This window comes from Ferribacterium limneticum (assembly GCF_020510625.1).
Taxonomy (GTDB): Bacteria; Pseudomonadota; Gammaproteobacteria; order Burkholderiales; family Rhodocyclaceae; genus Azonexus; species Azonexus limneticus_A.
This window is the reverse complement of the sequence record NZ_CP075191.1, coordinates 1,743,805-1,760,564: the sequence shown is the minus strand read 5'-3', so window position 1 is coordinate 1,760,564 and position 16,760 is coordinate 1,743,805. Positions and strand designations below refer to the sequence as shown.

At 61.1% G+C, this 16,760-nt stretch carries 11 protein-coding genes, 2 tRNA genes and 1 pseudogene; 6 read left to right on the top strand and 8 right to left on the bottom strand.

Annotated features, from left to right (window positions below; all coding sequences use genetic code 11):
- Window positions 1-73 precede the first annotated feature (73 nt).
- Window positions 74-922 (top strand): annotated as a pseudogene (locus KI617_RS08280) (IS3 family transposase); the annotation flags it as partial.
- Between the two features lie 86 nt (window positions 923-1,008).
- Here KI617_RS08280 and KI617_RS08275 read toward each other — a convergent pair.
- The gene (locus KI617_RS08275; RefSeq protein ID WP_226451524.1) at window positions 1,009-2,016 is read right to left on the bottom strand and encodes a LysR family transcriptional regulator; all 1,008 of its coding nucleotides are present in this window, start codon (window positions 2,014-2,016) and stop codon (window positions 1,009-1,011) included.
- Window positions 2,017-2,153: 137 nt separating this feature from the next.
- On the opposite strand from KI617_RS08275, the gene KI617_RS08270 reads away from it, so the two are divergent.
- The 4 genes from KI617_RS08270 (at window position 2,154) to KI617_RS08255 (ending at window position 9,022) form a co-directional block, all read left to right on the top strand.
- Complete coding sequence (locus KI617_RS08270) at window positions 2,154-2,981, top strand: alpha/beta hydrolase (protein ID WP_404826803.1); 828 nt, start codon at window positions 2,154-2,156, stop codon at window positions 2,979-2,981.
- A 110-nt stretch (window positions 2,982-3,091) separates the two neighbouring features.
- Window positions 3,092-4,255, top strand: a complete 1,164-nt coding sequence (locus KI617_RS08265) for an efflux RND transporter periplasmic adaptor subunit (protein ID WP_226451523.1) — start codon at window positions 3,092-3,094, stop codon at window positions 4,253-4,255.
- A 12-nt stretch (window positions 4,256-4,267) separates the two neighbouring features.
- Entirely contained in the window at window positions 4,268-7,456 is a 3,189-nt protein-coding gene (locus KI617_RS08260) for an efflux RND transporter permease subunit (protein WP_226451522.1), read from the top strand.
- A gap of 18 nt (window positions 7,457-7,474) precedes the next feature.
- Window positions 7,475-9,022, top strand: coding sequence for an efflux transporter outer membrane subunit (locus tag KI617_RS08255; RefSeq protein WP_226451521.1), 1,548 nt, complete (start codon window positions 7,475-7,477; stop codon window positions 9,020-9,022).
- A 259-nt stretch (window positions 9,023-9,281) separates the two neighbouring features.
- Here the strand turns inward: KI617_RS08255 and KI617_RS08250 are convergent.
- Window positions 9,282-9,358 (bottom strand) — tRNA-Arg (locus KI617_RS08250).
- 23 nt (window positions 9,359-9,381) lie between these two features.
- Window positions 9,382-9,458, bottom strand: a tRNA-Pro gene (locus KI617_RS08245).
- A gap of 139 nt (window positions 9,459-9,597) precedes the next feature.
- Here KI617_RS08245 and dksA point away from each other — a divergent pair.
- On the top strand, window positions 9,598-10,023 hold the full coding sequence (gene dksA, locus KI617_RS08240; protein WP_226451520.1) for an RNA polymerase-binding protein DksA: 426 nt from the start codon (window positions 9,598-9,600) through the stop codon (window positions 10,021-10,023).
- 105 nt (window positions 10,024-10,128) lie between these two features.
- On the opposite strand, the gene pnp is transcribed toward dksA, so the two are convergent.
- The 5 genes from pnp to infB form a co-directional block, all read right to left on the bottom strand.
- Entirely contained in the window at window positions 10,129-12,261 is a 2,133-nt protein-coding gene (pnp, locus tag KI617_RS08235; RefSeq protein WP_226451519.1) for a polyribonucleotide nucleotidyltransferase, read from the bottom strand.
- A gap of 133 nt (window positions 12,262-12,394) precedes the next feature.
- Window positions 12,395-12,664 carry a 30S ribosomal protein S15 gene (gene rpsO / locus KI617_RS08230; RefSeq protein ID WP_226451518.1) on the bottom strand — a complete coding sequence of 90 codons (270 nt, stop codon included), beginning with the start codon at window positions 12,662-12,664 and terminating at the stop codon, window positions 12,395-12,397.
- A gap of 100 nt (window positions 12,665-12,764) precedes the next feature.
- The gene (gene truB, locus KI617_RS08225) at window positions 12,765-13,664 is read right to left on the bottom strand and encodes a tRNA pseudouridine(55) synthase TruB (protein WP_226451859.1); all 900 of its coding nucleotides are present in this window, start codon (window positions 13,662-13,664) and stop codon (window positions 12,765-12,767) included.
- Between the two features lie 7 nt (window positions 13,665-13,671).
- On the bottom strand, window positions 13,672-14,043 hold the full coding sequence (gene rbfA / locus KI617_RS08220) for a 30S ribosome-binding factor RbfA (RefSeq protein ID WP_226451517.1): 372 nt from the start codon (window positions 14,041-14,043) through the stop codon (window positions 13,672-13,674).
- Entirely contained in the window at window positions 14,043-16,760 is a 2,718-nt protein-coding gene (gene infB, locus KI617_RS08215) for a translation initiation factor IF-2 (protein ID WP_226451516.1), read from the bottom strand. The genes rbfA and infB overlap by 1 nt, the downstream gene beginning before the upstream one ends.

Genomic DNA, 16,760 nt, shown 5'->3' with positions numbered 1-16,760 from the left:
TCAATTGGAAGAATTCGCTCCCTAAAGAGGTGCCGTTGGCTGGGTTAATTAATTGCAATTAGCCCAATGGGCGCACGAAGCACAATACCCAGTTCGTCGGCTATGCCACATGATGATGGTTCATCCGAGCGGCTATTACGCCTGGAAAGCCGACCCCACATCGCCTCGTCAGAAGGATGATCAGCGGTTGCGCGGCCTGATCAAGCAATCCTGGCTGGAAAGCGGAGGGGTCTATGGCTATCGCAAGATTGCCCATGACCTGCGTGATCTTGGCGAGCGGTGCGGCAAGCATCGGGTCTATCGCCTGATGAAACAGGAAGGACTACGAGCCCAGGTGGGCTATCGTCGTCGAGCAGGCCACTACGGCAAGCCGGCGGTCGTGGCCGAGAATCGGTTGGCGCAGAATTTCGACGTTGAAGCGCCGAATCAGGTTTGGGTGACGGATATCACCTATATCCGGACCCACGAAGGCTGGCTGTATCTGGCCGTGGTGCTGGATCTGTTCTCCCGCCAGGTGATCGGTTGGTCAATGCGGTCGCGCATCGATAGCGAGTTGGCGATCAATGCCTTGCTGATGGCAGTGTGGCGGCGCAATCCATCGACTCCCGTCATCGTCCATTCCGACCAAGGATGTCAATACAGCAGCCATGACTGGCAAGCCTTCCTGAAAGCCCATGGCTTGGTTCCCAGCATGAGCCGACGCGGAAACTGCTACGACAACGCGGTGACCGAGAGCTTCTTCCAGCTACTCAAGCGGGAACGAGTTCGCCGTAAAACCTATCTTGACCAGGAAGAGGGCCGACGTGAAATCTTCGATTACATCGAGATGTTCTACAACCCGAAACGTCGTCACGGCTATGCAAACGACGTTTCTCCGGTAGAGTTTGAAAGTCAGTATTTCATCCGGCTACAGAGTGTCTAGAAAAGCCGGGGCGATTCAATCGCACAAGGTGGCTGGACGGCGGCTTTGACCGATCTCAGATAAATGGCCTGCCGGCATCCCTCTCCCTATCCTGTCTGCTCCAGAACGTTCTGGAAGGCGATCTCTTCGCGCAGTGTGTTGTAGCCAGCTTTCGGGGTGTAGCCGCACTCGCCATTGCCGTTGTCGCCCCCGCCAAGCAGCGGACAGGCGCCGAATAATTCAGCCACCCAATCAACGAAAGCGCGCACCTTGGGGGACAGGTGGCGGTTCTGCATGTAGGCCACTGAAATCGGCATTGGTGACGGTGCCAGTTCGGGCAGCACCTCAACCAGGGCGCCCGATTCGAGATATGGCAGTACCGAGAAGCGCGCCGGCTGAATCATGCCCATGCCCTGCAAGGCGCAGGCAATGTAAGCATCCATGTCGTTGACCGAAACGGTGCCCTGCATCTTGTAGGGCACCGATTGACTATCGACAATGAAATCCCAGTCGAAATTACGCCCAGTGCGATGCGAGAAATAGTGCACCGCGACATGCTGCTGCAGGTCGTCGATGCTACGCGGCACACCGTAACGTTCGAGATAGTCCGGCGTCGCGCAGGTAATCAGCTTGATGGCCCCAATCCGCCGCGCAACCAGCGTCGAATCCTGCAGATCGCCGGCCCGGATGACGCAATCGACGGCTTCGCGCACCAGGTCGACCATGCGGTCGCCCATGCCGATGACCAATTCGACCTCCGGATAGCGCGCCCGGAACTCGCACAGCCGGGGAATCAGCACCAGACGACCAATCGGAGATGGAACGTCGATGCGCAGCCGTCCCTTCGGCCCAGCCGCCACGTCGCGAAATGAAGACTCGGTTTCTTCCACTTCGCCGAGGATGCGGGCGCAATGCTCGTAGTAGGCAGCACCGTCCGGGGTCAGGCTGATGCGCCGCGTTGTCCGGTTGAGCAGGCGCACCTGCAAGAGGGCTTCAAGGTTCTGGATGATGGTCGTCACCGTTGCACGCGGCAAGCCGAGCATGTCGGCAGCACGGGTAAAGCTGTTGGCATCCACCACCCGGGTGAACACTTGCATGGCTTGAAAACGGTCCATCGCTCATCCTCCTGAGGCACTACGATTGTTTGTTTCTGCTGAATAGTATTGTCTAAATTAACGTATTTATCCAGCCACAAACAATACAGAGAATAGCTCCATCCCAATTAACGGCAGGGACACCTGCCCCGGATGCAATGCAAACCAGCACCTCGACGACCCACCTGCAGCACGACCTGAGCATTGCCGGCCCGGCCGGCCGGCTCGCCCTGCGCCTCTACCGGCCCAGCAGGGCGCGGGTCGTGCTGCCCGTCGTCCTCTATTTCCACGGCGGCGGCTTCGTCGGTGGCAGCCTCGATGACGCCGATACGCCGGCCGCTTTCATCGCCGAACAGACGCCGGCCCTGGTCGTCGCCGTCGATTACGCCCTGGCTCCGGCCCGCCCCTTCCCGGCCGCGCCCGAAGATGCCCATGCCGCGGCGCTGTGGGCCGCCGTACACGCCGCCGATCTGGGCTGCGACCCGGAGCGGCTGGCCGTGGCCGGCGACGATGCCGGCGGCAATCTGGCCGCCGCCCTGACGCTGATCGCCCGCGACCGCAACGGCCCGGCCATTGCTGCCCAGGCCCTGGTCGGGCCGATGCTCGACCCGAGCATGACCCGGCTCGGCGACGGTGCCCGCCTGAACTCCGACCTCAGCGCCGCGACCTGTGCCGACTGCTACCGCCAGTACCTGCCACAGTCGCGCCTGCGCCTGCACCCCTACGCCTCGCCGCTGGCCTCGGTGCGGCAGGCCGGCCTGCCGCCCGCGCTGATCGTTACTGCCGAATGCGACGTCCTGCACAACGAGGCCGAGAAATACGCCGCCGCCCTGATCGCCGCCGGCGTGCCGACCCAGGTCGTGCGCTTCGCCGGCATCAATCACGCCACACTGGCCCACCACCGGCCGGCGCTCGCCGAGATCGCCCACTTCCTGCGCCGGCGCTTGTGGGATGCAGAGGCACCGGCCCATCCGCTCAATTTGTAGGATCAGGCAAGCATTCGCGACGAACAGGCTGCCGCCTCAAGCGCCGCTCCGCCTACGCTATCCCCCACAAAAACAGAATCCGTCATTCAAAACCTTCAGAGGAACCCATCATGCCCCAACGCCAAAAACGCCTCGTCCTCGCCGCCGCCCTGGCCGGCCTGTTCAGCCTGGGCGGCGGTTTCGCCTTCTATCACGGCCATGCCGGCGCCGCCCCGGCTGCTAGCGCACCGGCCGCCGCCACGGTCGATGTCGCAGCAGTCGCCAGCCGCGCCGTCACCGAATGGCAGCAATACTCCGGCCGCCTCGAAGCGGTCGAGCGGGTAGAGATCCATCCGCAGGTCTCCGGCATCCTGACCGCCGTGCATTTCAAGGATGGCAGCCTGGTCAAAAAGGGCGAGCTGCTGTTCACCATCGACCCACGCCCTTTCGCCGCCGAGGTCGCCCGGGCCGAAGCCCAGCTCGCTGCGATGGACGCCCGTGTTGCCTACACCGCCAGCGACCTGGCGCGCGGCGAACGGCTGCTGGCCGAGAACGCCATCGCCCGCCGCGATTTCGACGAGAAACAGAATGCCGCCCGTGAAGCCAAGGCCAACCTGCAGGCGGCCAGGGCAGCGCTCAAGGTCGCCCAGCTCAACCTCGAATACACCCGCATCACGGCGCCGATCGCCGGCCGCGTTTCGCGCGCCGAAATTACCGTCGGCAACCTGGTCGCTCCCGGCAATGGCCCGGCTCTTACCTCGCTGGTCTCGGCCGACCGCATCTACGCCGCCTTCGATGTCGACGAGCAGAGCTACCTGAAGGTGGTCAGCGGCAGCCAGGGCAAATCCCTGCCCATCCATCTCGGACTGGCCGACGACGAGGGCTATTCGCTGGAAGGCCGTTTGAGTTCGGTGGACAACCGGCTCGACAGCACTTCCGGCACCATCCGACTGCGCGCCCTGGTCGACAATCCGGACGGCCGCCTCGTCCCCGGCCTCTACGCCCGCATCCGGCTCGGCGGCGCCAACCAGCGCCAGGCCCTGCTGATCGACGAAAAAGCGGTCGGCACCGACCAGGCCAAGCGCTTCGTGCTGGTCGTCGGCGAGGGCAACCAGACCGCCTACCGCGAAGTCCAGTTGGGCAGCGTGCAGGAAGGCCTGCGCGTCGTCGAAAGCGGCCTCAAGGCCGGCGAACGCATCGTGGTCAACGGCCTGCAGCGGGTCCGCCCGGGCGACCCGGTCACACCCAACCTGGTCCCGATGGGCGGCGCCGCGCCGACCGCGGCCCAGAGCTAAGGACGCGCTGCCATGAACATTTCCAAATTCTTCATCGACCGGCCGATCTTCGCCGGCGTGCTCTCCATCCTGCTGCTGCTCGCTGGTGTGCTGGCGCTGTTCCAGCTGCCGATCTCGGAGTACCCGGAAGTCGTGCCGCCCTCGGTGGTGGTGCGCGCCCAGTACCCCGGCGCCAACCCCAAGGTAATCGCCGAGACGGTGGCTTCGCCGCTGGAAGAGTCGATCAACGGCGTCGAGAACATGCTCTACATGCAGTCGCAGGCCAACAGCGACGGCAACCTGACGGTGACGGTGAACTTCAAGCTTGGCGTCGATCCCGACAAGGCGCAGCAACTGGTCCAGAACCGCGTTGCCCAGGCCCTGCCCCGGCTACCCGAGGATGTCCAGCGCCTGGGTGTGACGACCATCAAGAGTTCGCCGACGCTGACCATGGTGGTGCACCTGATCTCGCCGGACGACCGCTACGACATGACCTACCTGCGCAACTACGCGGTGCTCAACGTCAAGGACCGGCTGGCCCGTATTCAGGGCGTCGGCGAGGTCGGCTTGTTCGGTTCCGGCAACTACGCCATGCGCGTCTGGCTCGATCCGCAGAAGGTCGCCCAGCGCGGTCTGACCGCCGCCGAAGTGGTGCGCGCCATCCGCGAGCAGAACGTGCAGGTGGCGGCTGGCGTCATCGGCGCCTCGCCGAGCGGCCCGGACGTCCCGCTACAGCTCAACGTCAATGCCCAGGGCCGCCTGCAAAGCGAGGCCGAGTTCGGCGAGATCGTACTCAAGAGCTCGCCGGATGGCGCCGTCACCCGCCTCGCCGATGTCGCCCGCATCGAACTGGCCGCTTCCGAGTACGGCCTGCGCTCGCTGCTCGACAACAAGCCAGCAGTGGCCATTCCCATCTTCCAGGCACCGGGCGCCAACGCGCTCAACGTCTCGTCGCAAGTCCGCGAGGCGATGGCCGAATTGTCCAAGGATTTCCCGGCCTCGGTCGAATACCGCATCGTCTATGACCCGACCCAGTTTGTCCGGGCCAGCATCAAGGCAGTGGTGCTGACGCTGCTCGAAGCCATCGCGCTGGTCGTGCTGGTCGTCATCGTCTTCCTGCAGACCTGGCGCGCCTCGATCATCCCGCTGCTCGCCGTGCCGGTGTCCATCGTTGGCACCTTTTCGCTGATGCTCGGTTTCGGCTATTCGATCAACGCCCTGTCGCTGTTCGGCATGGTGCTGGCGATCGGCATCGTGGTCGATGACGCCATCGTCGTCGTCGAAAACGTCGAGCGCAACATCGAGGCCGGGCTGACGCCGCGCGAGGCGACCTACCGGGCAATGCGCGAAGTCAGTGGGCCGATCATCGCCATCGCCCTCACGCTGGTCGCCGTCTTCGTCCCGCTCGCCTTCATGACCGGCCTGACTGGCCAGTTCTACAAGCAGTTCGCGATGACCATTGCCATTTCGACGGTGATCTCGGCCTTCAACTCACTGACCCTGTCGCCGGCCCTCGCCGCCATGCTGCTCAAGGGCCACGGCGAAAAGCCGGACTGGCTGACCCGGCAGATGAACCGCTTCTTCGGCCGCTTCTTCGCCGCCTTCAACCGCTTCTTCGGCCGTGCCTCCGAGAACTACGGCCGCGGTGTCACCGGCGTCATCGGCCGCAAGGCGTCGGCGATGGGCGTCTATGCCGTGCTGCTCGGGCTGACCGTCGGCATCTCCTACTTGGTGCCCGGCGGCTTCGTGCCGGCTCAGGACAAGCAGTACCTGATCGGCTTCACGCAGTTGCCGAATGGTGCCTCGCTCGACCGTACCGAGGCAGTGATCCGCAAGATGGGCGAGATCGCCCTCGCCCAGCCCGGCGTCGAAAGCGCCGTCGCTTTCCCCGGCCTGTCGATCAACGGCTTCACCAACAGCTCCAGCGCCGGTATCGTCTTCGCCACGCTGAAGCCCTTCGACGAACGGCGCAGCCCGGAACTTTCGGCCGGTGCCATCGCCGGGGCGCTGAACCAGAAATATTCGGCCATTCAGGAAGCCTTCATCGCCGTCTTCCCGCCGCCGCCGGTCATGGGCCTGGGTACGGTGGGCGGTTTCAAGATGCAGATCGAGGATAGAGGCGCCGTCGGCTATGCCGAACTCAACGCCGCTGCCGCCGCTTTCATGGAGGCCGCTGCCAGGACGCCGGAACTGGGGCCGATGTTTTCCAGCTATCAGATCAATGTGCCCCAGCTCGACGTTGATCTCGACCGCGTCAAGGCTAAGCAGCAGGGGGTTTCGGTGACCGACGTCTTCGACACCATGCAGATCTACCTTGGCTCGCTCTACGTCAATGACTTCAACCGCTTCGGCCGCACCTACCAGGTCCGCGCCCAGGCCGATGCGCCGTTCCGCGCCCATCCCGAGGACATCCTGCAACTGAAGACGCGCAACAACCAGGGCGAAATGGTGCCGCTTTCCTCGCTGGTCAAGGTACGCACCACCTTCGGCCCGGAAATGGTCGTCCGCTACAACGGCTACACCGCCGCCGACATCAACGGCGGTCCGGCTCCCGGCTATTCCTCGGCCCAGGCCGAGGCGGCAGCCGAACGCATCGCGGCGGCAACCCTGCCACGCGGCGTGCGCTTCGAATGGACCGACCTGACCTACCAGAAGATCCTGGCCGGTAATGCCGGCATCTGGGTCTTCCCGATCAGCCTGCTGCTCGTTTTCCTGGTCCTTGCAGCGCAGTACGAAAGCCTGACCCTGCCGCTGGCGGTGATCATGATCGTGCCGATGAGCATCCTAGCGGCCCTGACTGGCGTCTGGCTGACCGGCGGCGACAACAACATCTTCACCCAGATCGGGCTGATGGTGCTGGTCGGGCTGGCTTGCAAGAACGCCATCCTGATCGTCGAGTTCGCCCGCGAACTGGAGCTGCAGGGCGCGACGCCGATCCAGGCTGCAATCGACGCCAGCCGGCTGCGCCTGCGCCCGATCCTGATGACCTCGATCGCCTTCATCATGGGGGTCATCCCGCTCGTCACCTCGACCGGTGCCGGTGCCGAAATGCGCCACGCGATGGGTATCGCCGTTTTCTTCGGGATGCTCGGCGTGACCTTCTTCGGGCTGTTCCTGACGCCGGTTTTCTACGTGCTGCTGCGCACGCTCGACAAACGCCACAAGCTGCACACCGCCGCCCCGCACGAGGCACCCATTGCCCCCGCCCACACCGCGGCCTGATGCACAGGAGAAATGACCATGAATAAGCTGCTCCTCAAGACGCCGCGCCATCCCGACGCTGCGGAAGCCCCCACACGCTCTGCTCGTCGGGCCGGCGCCGTCCAGCTATTCCCGCTGCTCGCGGTACTGCTGACGCTGGCCGGCTGCTCGCTGGCCCCGAGCTACCAGCCACCAGTGGTCGACGCCCCGGCCGCCTTCAAGGAGGCAACCGCCACCGGCCCGTGGAAGACCGCCGAGCCGGCCGAGAACATCCCGCGCGGCGAATGGTGGAAGGCCTTCGCCGATCCGACGCTGGACGACCTCGAAACGCGGGCTGCCGCCGCCAACCAGGACCTCAAGGCCGGCGCCGCCCGCCTGGCCCAGGCCCGGGCGCTGCAGCAGAACGCCCGCTCGGCGCTCTTCCCGCAGATCGGCATCGGCGCCGGGCCGACCCGGCAACGGCCGTCGCCGGCATCACAAGGCCTCGCCGCCGATGCCGATACAAGCATATCGACGCTGTGGCGGGCGCAAGGCACCGTCGCCTACGAGGCCGACCTCTTCGGCCGTGTCAGCAGCGGCGTCGATGCCGCCAAGGCCACGACCGAGCAGCGCGAAGCCCTGTTCCGCTCCCTGCAACTGGCCATCCAGGCCGATGTTGCGCAGGCCTATTTCTCGCTGCGCGAATTCGATGCGCTGGCCGCGATGTATGCCGAAACGGTGACCCTGCGCGAGCAAAGCACAAAACTGTTCCAGCGCCGTTTCGACGAGGGCGACATCAGCGAACTGGAACTGGCCACCTCGCGCACCGAACTTGCCTCGGCCCGCTCCGAAGCACTCGGCGTCGCCCGCCAGCGCGCCGTCGCCGAACACAGCCTGGCCATCCTGCTCGGCCAGGCGCCGGCCTCATTTGCGCTGGCGCCTTACCCGCTCGACCGGGTAAGGCTGCGAGTGCCGGCCGGCCTGCCCTCGGCCCTGCTCGAACGGCGCCCCGACATCGCCGCCGCCGAACGGGCGATGGCCGCCGCCAATGCACGGATCGGCACGGCGCGTGCCGCCTTCTTCCCGCGCCTCAGCCTGACCGGGGCGCTGGGTTACGAGTCGGCCGAACTGGGTGACCTGTTCAAGTGGAGCAGCCGCGCCTTAGTCATGGGGCCGCTGGTCGGCACGCTGCTGTCGCTGCCTGTGTTCGACGGCGGCGCCCGCCAGGCCGGGGTCAACCAGGCCCATGCTGCCTACGCCGAAGAGGCCGCCAACTACCAGCAGACCGTGCTAAAAGCCTTCAAGGAAGTCGAGGACAACCTGGCACACCTGCGCCTGCTCGGCGACCAGACCCAGGCCCAGGACGACGCGGTCAGTTCGGCCCGGCGTGCCGCCAAGCTGTCGCAGATCCAGTATCGCGAGGGATCGGTCAGTCACCTCAACGTGATCGACGCCGACCGCAGCGTGCTGCAGCACCAACGGGTGGCCGTGCAACTTGACGCCGAGCGGGCACGGGCGACGGTAAATCTGATCCGGGCAATCGGCGGAGGCTGGAATTCGCCAGCGGTAAATTTGTCGCCCGGGAGGCACGGAGAGGGTATTTTCTGAAACCAAGGGCACATAGTCTGAATGAGGTTCTTGCCACGCTTTTTATGCCCTTCTGCTGTAATCCTTGTTTGCCGATACTTAGTAGCCAACCAGCATTGCACGGAATGGGACAAAACAGAGACACTCGCAGCGGGACCACTCGGGACCACTCGGGACAATCCGGGACAATTCCGGGACACCAAATCGCGTAATAGGCGTAAAAAAACCGACCAACTCAGTCGGAAATCAAACTTAACTATATGAATTTAATGAAATTTATTGGTGTGCCCGGAGGGACTCGAACCCCCGACCTGCTGCTTAGAAGGCAGCTGCTCTATCCAGTTGAGCTACGGGCACTTGAGGGTGAAACTAGGAGGGATTGGTCGGGGCGGTGGGATTCGAACTCACGACCCTCTGCTCCCAAAGCAGATGCGCTACCAGACTGCGCTACGCCCCGACACGAGAGCCCGCATTCTATCACCGCCGGAAAAACCGCACCAGATCAAGACACTATCTTTACGAAAGAAAGATTCCTTGCCTGCCGGCCGTCTTCATGATATTTAATCGCTTTTCTCGTCACCAGGACGCACAAAAAAATGGCAGAAGAACTGCTCCACAAACATTTCGCTCCCTACCAGCCAAAGGCTGGTGAGGACTACATGAGCTCCAAGCAACTAACGCATTTTCGCAAAATTCTTGAAACACTCAAGAAGGAGTTGAGTGAAGATATCGACCGCACGGTTCACACCATGCAGGACGAAGCAACGGTGTTTGCCGACCCGAACGATCGAGCCAGCCAGGAAACCGACATGGCGATCGAACTGCGCAACCGTGACCGTGAGCGCAAGCTGATCAAGAAGATCGATGAAACCCTGGGACGTATCGAAAGCGGCGACTACGGGTTCTGCGACAAATGCGGCGTCGAGATCGGTATCAAGCGACTGGAAGCCCGGCCGACTGCGACCCTGTGCATCGATTGCAAGACGCTGGACGAACTCAAGGAAAAGCAGATGGCGAAGTAACTCGCCACTTTTCTTTGCGGGCAACTGCTAAACTGGCCTGACAAATACAAAGGGCGCCTTTCGGCGCCCTTTGTGCATTCAGACGATGCTGAATTACTACTGTTGTTAGACAGCCGCCTCTGGTGCGGTAGCCGACTGGGCGACCGTACCCTCTTCCGAAGCAGCGGCCTTCATCGATAGTTTAACGCGACCACGGTCATCGGTTTCCAGAACCTTGACGCGAACGACTTGGCCTTCCTTGACGTAGTCTTCGACCTTGTTAACGCGCTCCTGAGCAATCTGGGAGATATGCAGCAGACCATCCTTGCCCGGCAACACGGAAACGATTGCGCCGAAATCAAGAATTTTGAGCACGGTACCTTCGTAGATCTTGCCGATCTCGACTTCAGCCGTGATCGCATCGATACGCGAACGTGCTGCAGCAGCAGCTTCGCCACTGGTCGCAGCGATGGTGATCGTGCCGTCGTCCTGGATGTCGATCGTTGTACCGGTTTCTTCGGTCAGGGCGCGGATAACAGCACCGCCCTTGCCGATGACGTCACGGATCTTTTCCGGGTTGATCTTGAAGGTGTACAGACGCGGCGCATAGGCCGACATCTCTTCACGTGGGCCGGCGGCAGCTTCCTGCATAAGGTTCAGGATGTGGATACGGGCTTCCTTGGCCTGAGCCAGTGCGACCTGCATGATTTCCTTGGTGATGCCCTGGATCTTGATGTCCATCTGCAGCGCAGTGATACCAGTGGTAGAACCAGCCACCTTGAAGTCCATATCGCCGAGGTGATCTTCGTCACCCAGGATGTCGGTCAGTACGGCGAAACGGTTGCCATCCTTGATCAGCCCCATGGCGATACCGGCCACGTGCGCCTTGAGCGGCACACCGGCGTCCAACAGGGCCAGACAGCCACCGCAAACGGAAGCCATCGATGAGGAACCATTGGACTCAGTAATTTCCGAAACCAGGCGCATCGAGTAGGAGAAATCTTCCGGCTTCGGCAGAACGGCAAGTAGCGCGCGCTTGGCCAGACGGCCGTGACCGATTTCGCGACGCTTCGGCGTACCGACACGACCGCATTCGCCGGTGGCGTACGGGGGCATGTTGTAGTGCAGCATGAAGCGGTCACGGTACTCACCGGCCAGTGCGTCGATGATCTGTTCGTCGCGGTTGGTACCGAGCGTGGCAACAGCTAGCGCTTGGGTTTCGCCACGGGTGAACAGAGCCGAACCGTGGGTACGCGGCAGGACGCCGGAACGCATGGTGATCGGACGCACGGTACGCGTGTCGCGACCATCGATACGCGGGGCACCACTCAGGATGCGGCCACGAACGATGGAAGCTTCGATTTCGTGGAACAGGTTACCGACGGTATTTTCATCAGGCGCGCCTTCACCCTGGCACAGGGCGGCAATGGCTTCAGCACGGATGACCTTGACGGCCTGGCTGCGCGTTTGCTTGACGGTGATGTTGTAGGCTTCTTCGAGCTTGGCGGCGACCAGAGCAGACAGGCTGGCAACCAGCGCTTCGTCCTTCGCTGCAGCTTGCCATTCCCATTCGGGCTTGCCGGCTTCTTCAACCAATTCGTTGATGGCGTTGATCGCCTTCTGCATTTCGGTGTGACCGAAAACAACGGCGCCGAGCATGACTTCTTCGGACAGCTGGTCGGCTTCGGATTCAACCATCAGCACCGCTGCTTCGGTACCGGCGACGACGAGGTCGAGCTGGCTGCCCTTGAGCTGGCTCAGGGTCGGGCACAGGACGTATTGACCGTCGATGTAACCGACGCGTGCAGCACCGATCGGGCCGTTGAACGGCACGCCGGAGATGGCCAGAGCGGCGGAAGCGCCGATCAGGGCCGGGATATCGGAATCAATTTCCGGATTCAGGGACATCACCGTGGCGATGACCTGGACTTCGTTGTAGAAGCCATCCGGGAACAGCGGGCGGATCGGACGATCGATCAGACGGCAGGTCAGCGTTTCCTTTTCGGAAGGACGGCCTTCGCGCTTGAAGAAACCACCGGGGATACGGCCTGCAGCGTAGGTCTTTTCCTGATAATCAACGGTCAACGGGAAGAAATCCTGACCCGGCTTGGCGTTCTTGGCGGCCACTACGGTAACCAGAACCACGGTTTCTTCCATGGAAACGAGAACAGCACCACCAGCCTGGCGGGCGACTTCGCCGGTTTCGATGGTGACTTGATGGTCCCCATAGGCGAAGGTCTTCTTAACAACGTTAAACATAGCTTCCTTTCTCTCTCATCACAATTAACAACAATAACAATAGCTTACGATATCAACAAAGAACAACGGAACAACAAAAACAAAAAAGCGGCCGGGAGATTTCCGGGCCGCTCTTCCTTGGCTACGGTCTGGCTTACTTCCGCAGACCGAGACGGGTAATCAGAGTGCGATAACGCTCGACATCCTTGCCCTTCAGGTAGTCAAGCAGCTTGCGACGCTGGGACACCAGGTGCAGCAGACCACGGCGGGAGTGGTGATCCTTGGAATGCTCTTTGAAGTGCGGGGTCAGATCGTTGATGCGTGCGGTCAGCAGCGCAACTTGCACTTCCGGAGAACCGGTATCACCCTTGGACTGGGCGTAATCGGCGACGATAGACGCCTTGTTTTCGGTGGTCAATGCCATTTCAAACTCTCTTTCATTGATGCGACGCTGCCCCAGTTTGATAGAGCGGGCGCCCGTTGGGAAAATTCCGTTAAAACGGAAAGCAGAAGATTATAACAGTTTAATCAGCCAGTTGAACCAGCCTTTTTGGCCAAAGCAAATCGCCATGACCAGGCTCGCCGACACCTATCAATCGACCCTCAGCGTAAACACGAATTTTTCCGGTCAGCCCTGCTGGCAAGCTCACCGGATTGCCATGACTGAAGCGCTCTGCCTCTGCCCCCTCGACTAAAACTACGGGCAAAGACTGCAGCAGGGCATCCACCGGCAACAGGCGCTCCATCCGGGCAGCCTCATCCAGGGATTCCAGTTCAGCCAGCGTGATCGAGTTACCTAACTGTATGTCACCCACCACGGTTCGGCGCAGCCCCGCCAGATGAGCACCACAACCCAACGCATTGCCGATATCGGCCGCCAGAACACGAATGTAGGTTCCCTTACTGCAAGCAACGCGAATCGTCAGCGAATCGCCGGCAAAATCGAGGGAATCGATGGCATAAATCGTAACCGTCCTCGGCTCGCGCTCGACTTCGATCCCTTTACGAGCCAACTCATAGAGCGGGCGACCATTGCGCTTCAAGGCTGAGTGCATGGGCGGAATCTGCTGAATGTCGCCGACAAATTGAGCCAACACCTCAGAAAGCTGCTCTTTTCGGACATCGACAACAGCGGTCGCCGTCACTTGCCCTTCTGCATCCCCCGAATCAGTCGTCACACCCAGCTTGAGAACAGCTTCATAGGTCTTGTCGGCACCAAGCAGATCGGCCGAAAACTTGGTTGCTTCACCGAAACACAAAGGGAGCAGGCCGGTAGCCAGGGGGTCCAGCGTACCGGTATGGCCTCCCTTTGCTGCCGAAAACAGGCGGCGTGCCTTTTGCAGCGCATCGTTGGAAGTCATGCCCAACGGCTTGTCGAGCAAGAGAACGCCATCGACCTGTTTCCAGGTCCTTTTGAATTGCATCGGGGAATTACTCTTCCGGCGTCTGGTCGCTGAGCGCGTTGGCCTGATCAATCAGCAGTGACAAACTGGTACCGCGCTCGATCGAACTATCGTAGACGAAATGCAGCTCCGGCAAGGTATGGATATGGATGCGCTTGCCCAGTTCGCGTCGCAAGAAGCCTGCGGCCCGCTTCAGACCGCGTTCGATCTCTTCCAGATGCTCAGAATTCAAGGTTGCGAAGAAAATCTTTGCATGTGCGTAATCCGGTGTCAGTTCGACAGCTGTCAAGCTGATCATGCCAACACGCGGGTCCTTGAGCTCGGTACGAATCAGATCGGCCAGGTCGCGGCGCACTTGCTCCGCGACCCGATCACTGCGCTGAAATCCCTTTTTCTTCATTACAGGGAACGCGCCACTTCCTGGATTTCATACACTTCGAGCTGATCGCCTTCCTGGATATCGTTATTGCCACGCAACGACAGACCGCACTCAAAGTTCGAACGCACTTCCTTGACATCATCCTTGAAGCGCTTCAGCGAATCCAGCTCGCCATCCCACTGCACAACATTATTGCGCAACAGACGGACACGGGAATTGCGCTTGACGAAGCCTTCCAGCACGTAACAGCCGGCAATGGCACCCACCTTGGAGACGTGGAAGACCTGGCGAATTTCGACCATGCCCGTGATCTGCTCACGCTTCTCCGGCGACAGCATGCCGGACAGCGCGGCCTTGACTTCGTCGACCGCATCGTAAATCACGTTGTAGTAACGGATATCGACGCCGAAGCTTTCGGCCAGCTTGCGTGAACCGGCATCGGCACGGATGTTGAAGCCGATGATGACCGCACCAGAGGCCTGGGCCAGATTGACGTCGGATTCGCTGATCGCACCAACCGCGCCATGGATAATCTGGACACGGACTTCCTCGTTGGAGAGTTTGGAGAGCGTCTGCACCAGCGCTTCCTGCGAACCTTGTACGTCGGCCTTGACGATAAGCGGCAGGGTCTTGACCTCGCCCTCTTCCATCTGCTGGAACATGTTTTCCAGCTTGGCGGCTTGCTGCTTGGCGAGCTTAACGTCACGGAACTTGCCTTGACGGAACAGGGCAATTTCACGGGCTTTCTTTTCGTCGGCAAGTACGATGGCTTCTTCACCGGCAGCCGGCACGTCGGACAAGCCGAGAATTTCGACCGGAATCGACGGACCAGCTTCGTTAATAGGCTTACCGTTTTCATCAAGCATGGCACGGACACGACCGAAGACCTGGCCAGCCAGAACGATATCTCCACGCTTCAAGGTGCCGGACTGAACCAGCATGGTGGCAACCGCACCACGACCCTTGTCGAGGCGCGCTTCGATGATCAGCCCCTTGGCCGGCGCATCCTTCTGCGCCGTCAGTTCAAGCACTTCAGCCTGCAGCAGAACCTGTTCGAGCAACTCATCGATACCGGTGCCCTTCTTGGCCGAAACCGACACGAAGGGTGAATCGCCACCGTATTCTTCAGGAATAACACCTTCGGCAACCAGTTCCTGCTTGACGCGATCCGGATTGGAATCCGGCTTGTCGATCTTATTGACTGCGACAACCAGCGGCACACCGGCCGCCTTGGCGTGGTGGATCGCTTCCTTGGTCTGCGGCATCACGCCGTCGTCGGCAGCAACCACCAGAATGACAATGTCGGTTGCCTTGGCACCACGCGCCCGCATTGCCGTGAAGGCTTCGTGACCCGGGGTATCGAGGAAAGTGACCATGCCGCGGTCCGTTTCGACGTGGTAGGCACCGATATGCTGGGTAATGCCACCAGCTTCGCCGGAAGCCACCTTGGCACGACGAATGTAGTCGAGCAGGGAGGTCTTGCCATGGTCAACGTGACCCATGACGGTGACGACCGGGGCGCGATGCTCGAGCGGCACATCCTTGTGCTCGGCATGCTCTTCCAGGAAGGCATCCGGATCATCAAGCTTGGCGGCAAGCGCCTTGTGACCCATTTCCTCGACCACGATCATGGCCGTTTCCTGATCAAGCACCTGATTGATGGTGACCATCGACCCCATCTTCATCATGGCTTTGATGATCTCGGTCGCCTTGATAGCCATCTTGTGCGCCAGATCGGATACGGAGATGGTTTCCGGAATATGGACTTCACGCACCACAGGCTCGGTCGGCGCCTGGAAGCTGCCCTGACCATCATCAACCTTGTGGGATTTCTTGTGACCGTGGCGATTATCTTTCCAGCCACTACCCGAATCGGAACCACGGGTTTTCAGGCCGCCCTTCTTCTTGCCGTCATCGGCAGCACGACCGCCCTTCTCACCCTTCTTGCCCGGGGTTTCCGGTTTCTTGTGCAAGGTACCCTTGTCAGCAGCCACCTCACCAGTTTTGGCTTGCGCCGCAGCCTGGTTCTTTGCCTGTTCGGCAGCCTTGGCTGCGATGGCAGCAACTTCAGCCTGCTGACGCATCTGAACCAACTGGGCTTCGCGGGCCTGCTTTTCGCGCAGTTCGCGTTCCTGAATTTCGCGCAACTGGTTGTAGCGGCGGGACTCTTCCTCGCGCGCCTTCAACTCTTTCTCGCCAATGATCGAAGCACGAGTCGGCGCGACAGGCGCAGCCTTCTCTACAACCACCTCCTCAACCGGTTTCTCCGGCAGCACCTCTACGACCGGCTCGGGAACAATCTCGACAACCGGTTCAGGAACAACTTCGATAACGGGTTCCGGAACAATCTCGACAACCGGCTCGGGAATCACTTCAGGAGCAGGAGCCTCTTCGAGCAGAGCACTAGAGGTTTCCAACTCGGCTTCCGGGGCGTGCTCGCCAATCTCGCGCTTGACCAGGACGCGCTTCTTGCGCACCTCGACCTGAACGGTACGAGCACGACCATGGGAGTCGGTCGCCTTGATTTCGGAAGTCTGCTTGCGAGTCAAAGTAATCTTGGTCTGTGACTCATCGCCGTGCGCACGGCGCAGGTAATCGAGCAGACGAGTCTTATCCTGATCGTTCAACGTATCGCTCGCATCGGATTTACCGACACCAGCCTTGCCCAATTGCTCGAGCAGGGCCGCGACCGGCATTTTAAGTTCAACGGCAAATTGTGAAACAGTTGTTGCTGACAT